Here is a 14645-nt window from a genome sequence, read left to right as displayed (position 1 = left end):
GCACGCGGCCGGCATTGGTTAGCATCGGTCCACGTCCACCATGGGGGTGCGCCAATGAAGTCCTTGCTCAAGGGCCTGCTCTACCTAGTCGTCCTGCTCGCCGTCGCGTTCGTCGTCGGCGGGTTCCTGTTGCCTTCGCGCAGTCACGTCGAACGCTCGATCACGATCGAACGCCCGCCCGCGGAAGTGCACGCGATCCTCGATTCCTACAAGCGCTTCAACGAGTGGTCGCCGTGGTTCGACATCGAACCGACCGCCAGCTACGCCTACAGCGGCCCCGAGTCCGGCGTGGGCGCGACGATGACCTGGGAAGGGCAAAAGGTCGGCAAGGGCAGTCAGCGCATCACCGAGTCGGTGCCGCAGCAGAAGGTGGTCAATACGATGGACCTGGAAGGCACTCAGGCCACCGGCACCTTCACCTTGCAGGCGCAAGGCAGCGGCACGCGGGTGACCTGGGCCCTGGACAGCGAACACGGCAACAACCTGGTCTCGCGCTGGTTCGGCCTGCTGCTCGATTCGATGGTCGGCAAGGACTACGACAAGGGCCTGGCGAAGTTGAAGCAGGTCTTGGAGACCGGCGCGCCGTAGGCCGGGACTCAAGATCGGGCGAAGCGAACCCGCCCAGGCCGCTGCGACGATCGGTCTTTCGCTTCCCTCGGCCAGAAAACAAAAGGCCCGCCAATGGCGGGCCTTTTTGTGCTGGGCCGAATCGCGAATCAGTGCGGCGCCGCGGTCGCCTTCTGCGCGTTGCTGCCGGTGGGATCGTGTTGCGGCGTCGCGCCTTCGGAGGCGTACAGGCCCGGGTCGTCGAAGCCGTCGACATCGAGCCAACGCTGCGCCGGCATGCCGATGGCGCGGTCGAGCAGGGTCGGCAGCAGGCCGGTGGGCAGGCCGCTTTCGCTGTTCCACAGGATGGCGATGCCCAGGTCGCGCTCGGGCAGCATCGCGACGATGCCGCGATAGCCCTGGACCGCGCCGGCATGGAACACCACCCGGCGGCCGGCGTAATCGAACACGCGCCAACCCAGCGCGTAACCGGCCGAGGTCAGGCGCTGACGGCGCCAGCTGGAACCGCGGATCTCCGACGGCGTTTCCACCAGCGGCTGATGCAGGGTCGCCAGCAGCGGCAGCGGCAGCACGTCGGGGCGGTGGCCGGTCTGCGCGATCAGCCACTGCGCCATGTCGCTGGCGCTGGCGTTGACCCCCGCGGCCGGCGGCAGTTGGTAATAGGTCGGCTTGGGCGTCAGCGAGGCCCAACCGCCGCGCGCGCGCACGTGCGGCTTGGCCCAGCGCGCGGCCGAGGTGATGCCTTCCAGGCCCAGGCTGGCGTCGTTCATGCCCAGCGGCTTGAGCAGGCGGCGCTGCACTTCCTGGCTGTAGAAATCGCCGGTGGCGGCGAACACGACGTCGCCGATCATGCTGAAGGCGATGTTCTGGTAGCCGTAGCAGGTGCCCGGCTGGCAGGTCATCGGCGCATAGGCCAGCTTCTGGGTGAGCACGCGGTAGTCGGCGTAGTTCTCCAGATCGCGGTCGTAGGTGTTGTGGGTCAGGCCGACGCGGTGGCTGAGCAGATCGGCGACGGTGACCGTGCGCGCGGCGTTGGCGTCGCCCAGTTGGAAGCTGGGCATGTAGTCGACGACCTTGCTGTCCCAGCGCAGGGTGCCGTCGTTGACCAGCAGGCCGGTCAAGGTGCCGGCGAAGCTCTTGGACAGCGAGGCCAGGCGGAACACGGTGTGGGCGTCGATCGGCTCGGCGTTGCGCACGTCGGTGATGCCGTAGCCGCGCGCGCTGAGGATCTGGCCGTTGTGGACGATGGCCATGGCCATGCCCGGGATGCGTTGATCGGCGACCAGCGCCTGCGCCATCGCTTCGAACTGGCGCACGTCGAAATCGGCGGCCAGCGGCAGCACGCGGGTATTGAGGTTGGGCACCGAACCGATCTGCAGACCGGTGGCGGCGGTGCCGTCGAGGCCTTGCGCGCGGGCGACGTCGGCTTGCGGTTGGGCCGCGTCGGCGCTGCGCCAGCGCAGCGAAGTCTGCGCGGTCGAACCCAGGGTCAGCGTCAGCAGGGCGGCGAGCGTGCCCAGACGCCAGGGGTTGAGGGAGCGTCGGGAAGGATCGTGTTTCATCGCTCGCAGCGCCTGCGTGGACCGGGTTGAACCGATTCTAGCGCCGATCTCAGGGAATTGAACAACAACCGCATTCAGGATTCTGATTTTTCAGGGATTAATGATCGGGCTGCGAGCAGATTGGGTAAACGATCCGAGCGTCGCTGAGCGGCCAGGCGGTGAGGTTTTGTCGGCGGCGATGTGGTGGCGATCTTAGATGGCCGCACCGAAAATGCGCCCCCTTTGCAAAAGGGGGCTGGCGCTTGCGTGATGGGGTAGGGCGAAAGGCTGGCTGCGCCGGGGGATTTGCCTCGGAGCAAGAGCAAATCCCCCCTGCCCCCCTTTTTCAAAGGGGGGAGGCGATCGGGGAGGGGCGCGGGGAGAGCGTCGTGTCGGCTACCGATTCCTGAAAATCAAACCCGCCCGCGAATCAAATCCGAAGCCCGCTCGGCGATCATCATCGTCGGCGCATTGGTATTGCCGCCGATCAAAGTCGGCATCACCGACGCATCGATCACCCGCAGCCCGTCGACGCCGCGCACGCGCAACTGCGAGTCCACCACCGAGGCCGCATCGTCGCCCATCCGGCAGGTGCCGACCGGGTGGTACACGGTCTCGGCCTTGGCGCGCACGAACTCGACCAGCTCGGCATCGCTGAGATCCTCGCGCGCCGGAAAGATCGGCGCGCCGCGGTAGCTGTCGAACGCCTTCTGCTGGAACAGCGTGCGCGAGAGCTTGGCGCATTCGACCATCATCTTCATGTCGAACCCTTCCGGGTCGCTCAGATAATTGGCCTGGATGCGGACCTTGTCGCCGGCGCTGGCGCTGACCAGTTCGACGTGGCCGCGGCTGCGCGGGCGCAGGAAGCAGGCGTGCGCGGTGTAGCCGTCGCCGGACAGGCGGTGGCGGCCGTGATCGTCGAGCATCGCCGGCACGAAATGGAACTGCACGTCGGCGCGGTCGTCCGGCGCCAGCGATGAGCGGGCGAAACCGCCGGCCTCGGCGATGTTGCTGCTGCCCGGGCCGCTGTGGCCGCGCAGGTAGTAGTCGAACGCCACGCGCACGTCGCTGATGCGGTCGTAGGTGACGCGCTGGGTCGAGTGCTGCAGGGTGCAGATGTCCAGATGGTCCTGCAGGTTCTGCCCGACCTGCGGCGCGTCGACCGCGACCTCGATACCGTGCCGGCGCAGCTGATCGGCCGGGCCGATGCCCGAGAGCATCAGCAACTGCGGCGAATTGATCGCGCCGCCGCTGAGCAGCACTTCGCGCTGCGCGTGCTGGTGATAGGCGCGGCCGCCGCTGCTGTAGACCACGCCGGTGGCGCGGCCGTTTTCCAGGGTGATGCGGCTGACCATCGCGCCGGTGACGATGTGCAGGTTGCGGCGTTCGCGCGCCGGGTCCAGATAGGCGACCGCACTGGAACAGCGCGCGCCGTTCTTCTGGGTGACCTGGTAGTAACCGAAGCCCTGCTGCTGCGGCCCGTTGAAGTCCGGGTTGAGGGCGAAGCCGGCCTGTTGCGCGGCCTCAAGGAACGCCGCCGACAGCGGATTGGTGTAGCGCAGGTCCGACACGTACAGCGGGCCCATGCTGCCGTGCAGCGCGTCGTCGCCGCGGCTGTTGCGCTCGCTGCGCTTGAAGTAGGGCAGCACCGAGTTCCAGTCCCAGCCGCTGGCGCCGCCGGCGGCCCAGCCGTCGTAGTCGCCGGCCACGCCGCGGATGTAGCACATGGCATTGATCGAACTGGAACCGCCCAGCACCTTGCCACGCGGCCACCACAGCACGCGGTTGTCCAGATTCGGCTCCGGCGCGGTGTCGTAATCCCAGTTCACGCCCTTCTTGTTGACCAGCTTGGCCACGCCGGCGGGCATGTGGATGAAGGGGTGCAAGTCGCGCGGGCCGGCTTCGATCAGCAGCACCCGGGTGTCGGGGTCTTCGCTGAGCCGGTTGGCGAGCACGCAGCCGGCCGAACCGGCGCCGATGATGATGTAGTCGAACTCGGTGGCCACTGGCGCTTCCGGCAAGGGCGCGGCGTCGCTCGCCGCGCGGATCGGGCGACCGTAAGCGGCAAAACTAGAGCAAATGCTCCCAACGGCGGCCGCCCGCGGTTTCCGCCACACGCCGTGGTGGCGGCGCTGCGCGCCTTGGGCTACCGTGCCGGCAAACCCGGACGGCCGGCAGTGGCGGCCGTTCGGGCGACGACGGGAGCGCAGACCGCCCCGCGCCGCTGATCCGCAATCCACGATCTGCAGAACCCGCCGTACCGCGGCGGTTCCCTCACGGAGCGACGCGATGTCGGCAGTGCAAGGCGCCAGCCTGTCCAGCGGACGGGTCCATACCGGCGAATGGCGCGCGGTGGCTTTGTCGGTGGGTTACTTCTTCTGCGTGCTCACCGCGTACTACGTGATCCGGCCGGTGCGCGACCAGCTCAGCGCCGCGGTCGGTTCGACCCAACTGCCGTGGTTCTACGCGGCGGTGTTTATCGCCACGCTGGCGCTGACGCCGGTGTTCTCCTGGCTGGTCTCGCGCTACCCGCGGCGGGTGGTGGTGCCGCTGGTGTACGGCTTCTTCATCGCCTGCCTGATCGGTTTCGTGCCCTTGTTCGCCGACAACGGGCCGTTGAGCCCGCGGGTGCTGGGCACGGTGTTCTTCCTGTGGATCAGCATCTTCAATCTGTTCGTGGTGTCGGTGTTCTGGAGCTTCATGACCGACATCTGGAACGAAGGCCAGGCGCGGCGGTTGTTTCCGATCATCGCCGTCGGCGGCACGGTCGGCTCGCTGGTCGGGCCGGCGCTGACCCGCGCCCTGGTCGGGGTGATCGGGGTAGCGCCGCTGCTGGTGGTGTCGGCGACGCTGCTGGGCGTGGCGCTGGTGTTCGTGATCCTGCTCGGGCGCTGGTCGCGGGTGCACGGCTCGCGCCGGTTCGAGACCGCGCACGAGGACGCGATCGGCGGCGGCATGTGGGACGGGCTCAAGCAGATCTTCGCCAACCCGTTCATGCGTTCGATGGCGATCCTGCTGCTGTTGGGCGATTGGATCGGCACGGTCAATTACGGACTGGTGGTGGACTACTCCAAGGCCACCTTCACCGACGCGGTATCGCGCACCCGTTTCGCCGCCGACCTGGATCTGCTGACCAATATCCTGGCGCTGAGCATGCAGGTCTTGATAACGCCGTGGCTGCTGTCGCGGCGCGGCGCGGCGGCGGTGATCGGGGTGTGGTCGGTGACCACGGTGTGCTTCCTGACCCTGGCGGCGGTGGTGGCCGATGCGCACGTGCCGTTGACCCAGGTGTTCCCGCTCTACGGCCAACTGGTGGCTGCGTTGCCGCAAGGCGTGTCGGCGCTGATCGGACCGCTGCCGGCGGTGGCGGTGGCCTTGGTGGTCAGCCGCGGGCTCGCCTACGGCATGGTCGGCCCGGCCCGCGAGAGTTTGTTCGCCAGCGCCGCGCGTACCTTGCGCTACAAGGGCAAGAACGCGGTCGATACCGCCGCCTGGCGGTTCGGCGATGTGATGGTGGCGACCGCGATGGTCAGCCTGCGCAGTGTCGGCGTCGGCGTCGGCGGTCTGGCCGCGATCAGCGCGGCGGTGGCCGCCGGCGCGGGCGTGGTCGGTTGGAACATCGCCCGCTGGGTCCAGCGCGGCGGCGCGCAGGTGCCCGACGGCGGCGCGCGCGGCCAACGGACCCGCGTATGACCCGCGGCTGGCGGCCATGGCCGCGGCAGCCGTGGCTGCAACGTTTGTTCGTGACCGTGGTGCTGTGCGCGCTGGCCTGTCTGGCCTGGGGCTTCTTCTGGGAACCGCGGCAGCTGATCGAACGCGACTACCAATTCGCGCTGCCGCACTGGTCGCGCGAATGCGAAGGCCTGCGCCTGGACGTGGTCTCCGACATCCACACCGGCTCGCCGCACAACGGCCTGGACAAGCTCGATCAGATCGTCGAGCGGCTGTCGGCCAGCGACGCCAGCGCGGTGTTGATGGCCGGCGATTACGTGATCCTCAGCGTGCTCGGCGGGACCTACATCTCCGCCGAACAAATGGCCCCGCACCTCAAGCCGCTGACAGCGCGCAAGCCGGTCTATGCCGTGCTCGGCAACCACGATTGGTGGAAAGATGGCCACAAAGTGCGCGCGGCGCTGGAATCGGCCGGGGTGATCGTGCTCGAAGACCAGGCCCAGGCCGCGCAGTTCGGTGCGTGCAAGGTCTGGATCGTCGGCATCGGCGACAAATGGGAAACCCGCCACGACATCCCGCGCGCGTTTTCCGGCGTCCTCGACGACGCGCCCGCAATCGCGCTGACCCACAACCCCGACCTGTTCCCCGAGGTCCCGCCGCGCGCCTCGCTGACCATCGCCGGCCACACCCACGGCGGCCAGGTGAAACTGCCGCTGATCGGCACCCCGGTGCTGCCGGCGCAGCAACGGTATGCGGGCGGGTATCTGATCGAAAACGGCAAGTCGCTGTTCGTGACCACCGGCATCGGCACCAGCATTCTGCCGGTGCGGTTCGGGGTGCCGCCGGAGATTTCGCGGTTGCGGCTGGGTGGTGCGAGTCGGGACGCGTCGGTTGGGCGGACGGATCGATAGCGGCGCGGCCGAGCGTAATTTTTCAGGCTTGCCGGCGCGCGCGGGATCGGGCTTGATGAGCGGCGACTCTGGTAAGGAACAGGCGACATGAAAGGACTTCGCACCCGCGCCCGGTTATTCGGACTTGGCTTGGTGATCGCCTTGGCCAGCATCGGCTCGGCCCATGCCGACAGTTGGGATTTGCCCCGCGTGCAAACCTACGAGTCGGCCGACAAGAATTGGCGCTTCGTGGCGACGCCGCGTCGGCTGGAAAGCCAGTTGGCCTACTTCGACGAAGCGATGGCGCGGGAAAAAGCCGGCGCCGGCCCGCGCCCGGCGGATCAGCGCGCACAGGGCAAACTCGAACATCGGGTGCAAGGCCAATGGAGACCGGTGTGGGCGGGCCCCTTGCTCAACGATGTCGGCCCGGTCAGCGCACTGGTCTCGCAAACCGGCCGGGTGGTCACTTTCGACAACTGGCATTCCACCGGTTACGGCAACAACGTCGTGGTGATCTACGACGATAAGGGCGCGACCGTGCGCTCGATGGCGTTGAAAGATTTCTTGCCCGAGGACTATCTGTACGCGCTGCCGAACTCGGTCAGCTCGGTGCAGTGGTACGGCGACCACGCGATTTCTGCGGACGGCCAACGTCTGATCGTGCGGGTGGTGGCTCCCGGCACCGACCCCGAGCTCGACGAGCCCCGCTATATCGAAGTGAATTTCGATCTGGCCACGGGGCGGCGCCTGCCCGGCGATCAGCGCGCCTGGAACCGGGCACTGAGGCAAGCGGCCCAGATCGCCAAGAAGGTACGCGCCGAAGAAGCGGCGCGCGAAGCCGGTTCATCGCGTCCTTGATCGTGCCGCGACGGTGACGAAGATGAACGGTCGAGCGATCTAGGTCGGGGCGCTCCCGCCCTGGATGCGAAAGGCGAGGGCGGCTATCCGGCGACGGCCGTGTCGTGCCCGAAACCGTGGAAAGGCTATCGATGACCGGCGCCCTGCCCGCGACGCAGGTCGCGGTCTGTGCCGAAGGTTGGGATGACCATCCGCAGAGGCCCCGCCGGATCGGCGCGGGTAGCTTGGCGGTGGGAAAAGGGAGCGGCGGATGCGCGAGCCAATCGGGTGGGGCGGGTATCGGCGTGCGCGCGTCTCGTATCAGAGGCGCGGGGCGCTGTCGGTCGGGCGGAGCATCGGCGCATGAGCGCGAACCAACCCGCGCCCGGCCGATTCGGTGCGGCCCTGTCGAACACGCCGCCGCTGTGGTGGGCGTTGCTCTACTTCTTCTGCCTGTTGTGCGGCTATTACGTGCTGCGACCGGTGCGCGACGCGATGGGCGCGTCCAACGACGCGGCCACGGTGTTTCCGCACGCGATGATCCAATGGGCGCAGGCGCACGGTCTGCAGCTCAAGGACTTCGTCTTGCAGGTGCTGTTCACCTGCACCTTCCTGGTGATGATCGCGTTGCAGCCGGTCTACGGCGCGCTGGTCGCGCGGTTCCCGCGGCGGGTGTTTCTGCCGGTGGTGTATGCGCTGTTCATCGCCTGCCTGTTCGCGTTCCACTGGGCCTTCCACGCCGGCGTGCCCGGCCGCGGCATGGTGTTCTTCGTCTGGATCGCGGTGTTCAACCTGTTCGCGGTGACCGTGTTCTGGAGCTACATGGCCGACGTGTTCGACGATCGGCAGGCGCGGCGCTTGTACGGCTACATCGGCGCGGGCGGCACCGCCGGCGCGGTGCTCGGGCCGATATTGACCCAGTGGCTGGTGCAGCCGTTGGGCGTGGCCAATCTGCTGCTGGTATCGGCGGCGTTGCTGTCGGTGTGCGTGCTGTGCATCGTGCGTTTGCGGCCGTGGGCGATCCAGCGCGCGCAGGCGCACGGGCTCGACAGCGGCGAGGCGGCGATGGGCGGTTCGGTGTGGGCCGGCTTGAAGCTGGTCTGGCAGCGGCCGGTGCTGCGGGCGATGGCGATCACCCTGTTTTTCAGCGTCGGCGCGGCGACGCTGCTGTACAACCAGCAGGCGGCGATCGCGCGCGAGTTCTATCCCAGCGCAGAGGCGGCGACGGCGTACTTCGCCAGGATCGACAGCGCGGTGAATCTGCTGGCGATCCTGATTCAACTGTTTTTGACCCGCTGGCTGCTCAATCGCCATGGCGTCGCGCCCGCGCTGTTGATGCCGGGGCTGACCCTGCTGCTCGGTTTCGGTTTGTTGCTGGCTTCGCCGGTGCCGGTGATGGTGGCGATCGTGCAGGTGTTGCAGCGCTCTAGCGAGTTCGCCCTGGCCAAGCCCGCGCGCGAGACGCTGTACACGCGCATGGACCGGCCTTCGCGCTACAAAGGCAAGGCGGTGATCGACACCGCGATTTTCCGCGGCACCGATTTGGCCTTCGTCTGGATTCACAAAGCCGTCGCGCTGTTGGGCACCCAAGCGGTCTTCGCCGCTGGCGCGCTGACCGCCGCCTGCATGACCGCCGGCGCCTGGAGCATCGTGCGCGCGCAGCGCGGCCTGCCCGGCGGCCACCTTTCTTCCGACCCGGTTTCGCACCGCCAACCCGCACGAGGTGAATCATGACCACCAGCCGCCGCGACTTCCTCGCCGCCGGTGCCGCCGGCACCGGCCTGCTTGCGCTGCCTGCATCCGCGCGCACGATCCTTCAACCCAAGACCAAGCCGCTCAAGCTGCTGGTGATGGGCGGTACTGGTTTTCTCGGCCCGCATTTCGTCGAGGGCGCGCGCAAGCACGGCCACACCCTGACCCTGTTCAATCGCGGCAAGACCAACCCGGACAAATTCTCCGGCGAGCAATACCACGACATCGAGCAACTGCACGGCGACCGCAAGACCGATATGAAGGCGCTGGAAGGCGACCGGCAATGGGATGCGGTGCTGGATACTTCGGCCTATATCCCGGCCGACGTGACGCGTTCGGCCAAGCTGCTCGGGCCCCGGATCAAGCAGTATCTGTTGGTGTCGACGGTCTCGGTTTACGCCAAGAACGACGCGCCGGCCGATGAGAACTCGCCGCTGGCGACACTGGCCGATCCCACCGTCACCGAGGTCACCGGCGAAACCTACGGCGGCCTCAAGGCCTTGTGCGAGAAAGCCGCCGAGCAGGAACTGCCGGGGCGTACCACCGTAGTCCGGCCGGGTTTGATCGTCGGCCCGGGCGACAACAGCGACCGCTTCACCTACTGGCCGGTGCGTGCCGATCGTGGCGGCGAAATCCTCGCGCCCGGCAGCGCCCAGGACCCGACCCAGTTCATCGACGTGCGCGATCTGGCCGCGTTCCTGCTCGCCACCATCGAAGGCTCGCGCTTGGGCATCTACAACGCCGACGGCGCGCCGGGCACGCTGACCATGGGCGCATTGCTGCGCGAATCGCAGCGCGCCTCGGGCAAGAAATCCAGCGTGACCTGGGTGCCGGCGGACTTTCTGGAAGCGCAGAAAGTCAAGCCCTGGAGCGACATGCCCACCTGGATTCCGGCGAGTGGCGAGTACGCCGGCTTTGGCCGGACCTCGGTGAGCAAGGCCCAGGCTGCCGGTCTGGTGTACCGGCCGCTGCGCGAGACGGTGCGCGATACGTTGCTCTGGTGGCGTGCGCTGCCGGCCGAACGCCGGGCCAAGCTCAAGGCCGGCTTGAGCGCGGAGCGCGAGGCCGAGGTGCTCAAGGCTTGGCATGAGCGCGATAAGGCGGGCGGCTGATACCCGAAAAGGCGTTCCAGCAAAGGCCGCAACCCACTACTCCCGAATGCCGTAATCCACCATCTCCGAAAACCGTAAACCACCACCCCGTCATTCCGGCGAAAGCCGGAATCCATTTTGATCTTGCTCTGGCTCCTGGCTTCGTCGAGCAAGGGCGAAGTCACAAGCAACAGCAAAATGGATTCCGGCTTTCGCCGGAATGACGGCGGGGAAGGTTTGCGAAGTGGGTACGCCGTTGCGTTCCACGCTCTTATCCGGCGAGGGCGACCCCAGCCGCCGCCACAAGCCTTATGCTGGCCGCTCACCCCCCAGAGCCCGCTCCCATGCACTGGCTAGCCATCGCCCTGATCGCCCTGGTCGCGCTGCTTCATCTGTACTTCCTGGTCCTGGAAATGTTCCTGTGGACCAAGCCGCTGGGCATGAAAGTGTTCCGCAACACGCCGGAAAAGGCTGCGCTGACCCGAGTGCTGGCGGCCAACCAAGGGCTGTACAACGGCTTTCTGGTTGCCGGGTTGGTCTGGGGCTTGATCTGCGCGCGCGTCGACGTGGCGACGTTCTTTCTGGTGTGCGTGGTGGTCGCCGGTGCTTACGGCGCGGCCACGGTCAGTCGCCGGATTTTCTACGTGCAAGCGGTTCCGGCGTTGGCGGCATTGGCGGCGCTGTGGTTACTTTGAACCGCACGGTGCCTCGCCCCGACGCGTGGACGCGTCGGGGCGATTGAGTGTCGCTGGCGGAGCGGGTTTGCCGAGCCGGTGGGAGCAAAATCAAAATGGGTTCCGGCTTTCGCCGGAATGACGGTTGGGTGGGTGCGCGGTCTTGCTTGCCGCTCCAAGCACTTTCAACTTGGCTGCGCTAAGTCTGCTCAGCCGTGCAGCTTGATCGCCGTCTGCGCCACCTCACGGCCCTGATACCGCGCCGCATCGAGCTCGTTCTCGGTCGGCTGGCGCGACCCGTCGCCGCCGGTGATGGTGGTGGTGCCGTAGGGCGAGCCGCCGGTCACTTCATCCAGCCGCATCTGCCCGGCGTAACCGTAGTTGAGCCCGACGATCACCATGCCGAAGTGCAGCAGGTTGGTGATGATCGAGAACAGCGTGGTCTCCTGGCCGCCGTGCTGGGTCGCGGTCGAGGTGAACGCCGCGCCGACCTTGCCGTGCAGCGCGCCCTTGGCCCACAAACCGCCGGCCTGATCGAGGAAATTGGCCATCTGCGAGGACATCCGGCCGAAGCGGGTGCCGGTGCCGACGACGATGGCGTCGTAATGCTCCAGATCGGCGATCTGGGCGATCGGTGCGGCCTGATCGAGCTTGTAATGCGACTTGCGCGCGATTTCCTCCGGTACCAACTCGGGAACCCGCTTGATGTCGACCTGCGCGCCGGCCTCGCGCGCGCCTTCGGCCACGGCTTCGGCCATTTTTTCGCAGTGGCCGTAGGCCGAGTAATACAGCACCAATACTTTCGCCATGGTTCCGACTCCCTTGTTGGACAGGGCGTCGAGCCTAGGGCGGGGATGTTTCAAATGGTGTGACGGCTTCCGCAGTTGCTCGGGCGCTACTGGCCACGGCCGTCGCGCCGGCCGGTCTGTCGTTCGATCGGCGTCGGTCGCAGGCCGCCGCGGGCTTCGCTCATGCGCGACGGTGGATCGCCGGGCGAAATCACCAGACCTTGTTCGGAGCGCAGCACCATCCCGCCGCGATATCCATCAGCTCGCACACCACATCGTCGGCGGCTGCGTCGCCGAGCCGGGGACGCAAGCTCACCAGATGGTCCATCACTTGCGTGGCCGAAAATCCGCGATCGCGGTAGCGCACCAACAGCGGATGCAGCGCCAAGAAATCCGCGCCTTCGCGCAGCCGCTGCAGCATTTCGTGATTGGGGTCGATTTCGTTCGACATGCGCGGCCGGGTGGGAACGACGCGCGAGAATGCGTCGATTTCCGGCGTAATCTAACCGACGACGCTGTCGCTAGCCTGTCGGGGCTTATCCGTTGCGGCAGAACCGGAAAGCAGCACGCCGACGGGCCTGGTTGGCGTGGTCAATCCGGGCGTCGATGAGTTAAGTTCCGCTGGCGATTTGCCTGCCGTTGCATCGGAATCGGGCGGTTCGCGTCCAATGCGGGCAGTAGACTGCCGCATCCATGTATCCGCGACTAGGCCGTGTCGCGGGATTGATAGTCCCGAATCTCGGAAAACCCGATAAAACCAGCAAGATCAAGGCGTTCGCGCATCGTCCTCGATTCGGAACAATGCAGCCAACGCGCCGCGGTTTATTCGCGCGAGGCCGTTTCCTAAAGTGAACTCATGCGCCGAAACGCGGCGCTGCCGCGGCTCATCGCGCATCCCCCTCTCCCGACTTGGCCGACGCGGCATTCCCTGCGCGGCGGCGACCTTTCTCTTTCCAAGGAGCACCCCCGTGCTGTTGCCTCTTATCTTGCTGTCGGCGGCCGGCTTCACCGTGCTGACGACCGAGTTCATCCTGGTCGGCCTGTTGCCCTCGCTCTCGCGCGACCTCGGCGTGAGCGTGTCGGAAGCCGGCTTGCTGGTGACCCTGTTCGCCTTCACCGTCGCCGCCAGCGGCCCGTTCCTGACCGCGTACTTCGCCCGCTTCGAGCGCAAGCGCCTTTTCATCATCGTGTTGCTGCTGTTCGCCGCCTCCAACGTGGTCGCGGCGCTGGCGCCGAACCTGGGCGTGATGGCGTTCGCGCGGCTGATCCCCGCGCTCGGCGTGCCGGTGTTCTGGGCGCTGGCCAGCGAGACCGCCGTCGACATCGCCGGCCAGGAACGCGCCGGCCGCGCGATCTCGATGATTTCCTTCGGCGTGATCTGCGCCACCGTGATCGGCGTCCCCACCGGCACCCTGATCGCCGACGCCTTCGGCTGGCGCGCGGCGTTCGTCGCCCTGGCGGTGGCCTCGCTGCTCAAGGCCGGCATGCTCTACGCCTTCCTGCCCGACAGCCGCGGCGCGCAGCCGCCGCGTTTGGCCGAACAGTTCCGCGTCCTGCGCGACCCGCGCGTGGTCGGCAACGTGCTGATGTCGGTGATCCTGTTCGCCGGCATGTTCACCGCCTACACCTACCTGGCCGACATGTTCGAACGCCTGGCCGGCTTCAACGGCGCGGTGGTCGGCTGGGCGCTGATGGCGTTCGGCGCCGTCGGCCTGATCGGCAACACCCTGGGCGGCCGCATCGTCGACCGCCACCCGCTGCGCGCCTCGCTGATCTTCAGCGTGCCGCTGGCGATGGGCCTGATCCTGGTGGTGCCGTCGGTGCAGGCGCTGCCGCTGTTCGCGATCGCGCTGGCCCTGTGGGGCATCACCCAGGCCGCGCTGTTCCCGGTCAGCCATGTGCGGGTGATGAAGTCGGCGCCGCAAGCGCCGGCGTTCGCCGCAGCGCTCAACGTGTCCGGCGCGAACCTGGGCATCGGCGTCGGCGCCATCGTTGGCGGCCGGGTGATCGATGTGGTTGGCGTGGGCGGGGTTGGTTACGCCGCGGCGGCGCTGGTCGGGTTGTCGGTGGTGGTGGGGTTGGTGTTGATGTCGATGGGGCAGCCGGCGCAGGTGGAGCCTGAGCCTGAGGCCGCGGCCTGAGCCAGTTCAAACGCAAAAGCCCCGCCGAGTGCGGGGCTTTTGCTTTATCCGAGTCCCGTCGCGGGACGGGCTGGCCTGACCGAAATCTGTAGCCGACTGGGCGGTAACGTCTTTATCCTTAAGCGAGGGAAAGAGATCTCCTATAAGTAGTCGCCAACAGGATGGTGATGCAATGCGCATGCTTGCAGTTTCGGTCTTGCTTACGGCCTTGTTCGTTGCAGCGCCCGACGTTCGCGCGGCTTCCGCTGAGCCGCAGACGCTTGAAGTACTCAAGAGCGATTATCCCGAGGCGAAACACTGGCCTGATGCCGCGAAAGGATCCGTGGAGTTCTGCGGTGGCGACTGGTGTCAGCAGGTGGTGGGCGTCAGCGCGAAGTCGACTAAAGAAGCCTGGGATGCGGTGTTCGTCTTGTTCTACTTCCTCGATCCAGATGAGGACTACACAAAGCGCAGGCGCGATGTGGCGGAAAGCATAGTCGCGCGTTCGGCGAAGCACTGCCTGACGCGAGTTGGAGACCTGCGAGCGTCGTGCGCTCTGGATTCGCTACAGAAGAAGTACGGATTCAAGTATCGGCGAGTTCAATACGACGTCGGGCACCGATGCCATAGCGAAATCGCGGTGGAGCCGCCGTTCTTCACCAAAAAGGGTGGGTGCGCGCGTATGAAGAAGGGTGCGTTTCGCGAGTAAACCA

14 protein-coding genes are annotated in these 14645 nt (G+C 66.9%); 9 read left to right on the top strand and 5 right to left on the bottom strand.

From position 1 onward, the window contains the following. The first annotated feature begins 54 nt into the window (after nucleotides 1–54). Nucleotides 55–588, top strand: a complete 534-nt coding sequence (locus V7787_RS22400; protein ID WP_336089627.1) for an SRPBCC family protein — start codon at nucleotides 55–57, stop codon at nucleotides 586–588. A 128-nt stretch (nucleotides 589–716) separates the two neighbouring features. Here V7787_RS22400 and V7787_RS22395 read toward each other — a convergent pair whose 3' ends face one another. Together V7787_RS22395 and V7787_RS22390 are read right to left on the bottom strand one after the other, a co-directional pair. Next, complete coding sequence (locus V7787_RS22395) at nucleotides 717–2129, bottom strand: serine hydrolase domain-containing protein (RefSeq protein WP_336089625.1); 1413 nt, start codon at nucleotides 2127–2129, stop codon at nucleotides 717–719. Nucleotides 2130–2521: 392 nt separating this feature from the next. Beyond that, entirely contained in the window at nucleotides 2522–4114 is a 1593-nt protein-coding gene (locus tag V7787_RS22390; RefSeq protein ID WP_336089624.1) for a GMC family oxidoreductase, read from the bottom strand. A gap of 283 nt (nucleotides 4115–4397) precedes the next feature. Here V7787_RS22390 and V7787_RS22385 point away from each other — a divergent pair, with 283 nt between their 5' ends. The 5 genes from V7787_RS22385 (at nucleotide 4398) to V7787_RS22365 (ending at nucleotide 10371) form a co-directional block, all read left to right on the top strand. Then, nucleotides 4398–5801, top strand: a complete 1404-nt coding sequence (locus V7787_RS22385; protein WP_336089623.1) for an NTP/NDP exchange transporter — start codon at nucleotides 4398–4400, stop codon at nucleotides 5799–5801. Next, complete coding sequence (locus V7787_RS22380) at nucleotides 5798–6691, top strand: metallophosphoesterase (protein ID WP_336089622.1); 894 nt, start codon at nucleotides 5798–5800, stop codon at nucleotides 6689–6691. The genes V7787_RS22385 and V7787_RS22380 overlap by 4 nt, the downstream gene beginning before the upstream one ends. 87 nt (nucleotides 6692–6778) lie before the next feature. After that, nucleotides 6779–7528, top strand: a complete 750-nt coding sequence (locus V7787_RS22375) for a hypothetical protein (protein WP_336089621.1) — start codon at nucleotides 6779–6781, stop codon at nucleotides 7526–7528. A gap of 342 nt (nucleotides 7529–7870) precedes the next feature. After that, nucleotides 7871–9241, top strand: a complete 1371-nt coding sequence (locus V7787_RS22370) for an NTP/NDP exchange transporter (protein ID WP_336089620.1) — start codon at nucleotides 7871–7873, stop codon at nucleotides 9239–9241. Next, nucleotides 9238–10371: an SDR family oxidoreductase gene (locus tag V7787_RS22365; protein ID WP_336089619.1), complete on the top strand. Its 1134-nt coding sequence runs from the start codon at nucleotides 9238–9240 to the stop codon at nucleotides 10369–10371. Before V7787_RS22370 ends, V7787_RS22365 begins: the two co-directional genes overlap by 4 nt. Nucleotides 10372–10461: 90 nt before the next feature. Here V7787_RS22365 and V7787_RS22360 read toward each other — a convergent pair whose 3' ends face one another. Continuing rightward, on the bottom strand, nucleotides 10462–10617 hold the full coding sequence (locus V7787_RS22360) for a hypothetical protein (RefSeq protein ID WP_336089618.1): 156 nt from the start codon (nucleotides 10615–10617) through the stop codon (nucleotides 10462–10464). Between the two features lie 77 nt (nucleotides 10618–10694). On the opposite strand from V7787_RS22360, the gene V7787_RS22355 reads away from it, so the two are divergent. Next, the gene (locus V7787_RS22355; RefSeq protein ID WP_336089617.1) at nucleotides 10695–11045 is read left to right on the top strand and encodes a DUF1304 domain-containing protein; all 351 of its coding nucleotides are present in this window, start codon (nucleotides 10695–10697) and stop codon (nucleotides 11043–11045) included. Nucleotides 11046–11233: 188 nt separating this feature from the next. Here the strand turns inward: V7787_RS22355 and wrbA are convergent, their stop codons facing one another. Together wrbA and V7787_RS22345 are read right to left on the bottom strand one after the other, a co-directional pair. Continuing rightward, complete coding sequence (gene wrbA, locus V7787_RS22350) at nucleotides 11234–11833, bottom strand: NAD(P)H:quinone oxidoreductase (protein WP_336089616.1); 600 nt, start codon at nucleotides 11831–11833, stop codon at nucleotides 11234–11236. 190 nt (nucleotides 11834–12023) lie between these two features. Then, entirely contained in the window at nucleotides 12024–12263 is a 240-nt protein-coding gene (locus V7787_RS22345) for a hypothetical protein (protein ID WP_336089614.1), read from the bottom strand. A 517-nt stretch (nucleotides 12264–12780) separates the two neighbouring features. Between V7787_RS22345 and V7787_RS22340 the strand changes: the two genes are divergently transcribed. Further along, nucleotides 12781–13953: an MFS transporter gene (locus tag V7787_RS22340; protein WP_336089613.1), complete on the top strand. Its 1173-nt coding sequence runs from the start codon at nucleotides 12781–12783 to the stop codon at nucleotides 13951–13953. Nucleotides 13954–14125: 172 nt separating this feature from the next. Beyond that, the gene (locus tag V7787_RS22335; protein WP_336089612.1) at nucleotides 14126–14641 is read left to right on the top strand and encodes a hypothetical protein; all 516 of its coding nucleotides are present in this window, start codon (nucleotides 14126–14128) and stop codon (nucleotides 14639–14641) included. Nucleotides 14642–14645: the final 4 nt, after the last annotated feature.

It is taken from the genome of Pseudomonas sp. CGJS7, from assembly GCF_036961695.1.
Note: the sequence above shows the minus strand (reverse complement) of the source record. Positions and strands in the feature narration are given on the sequence as shown.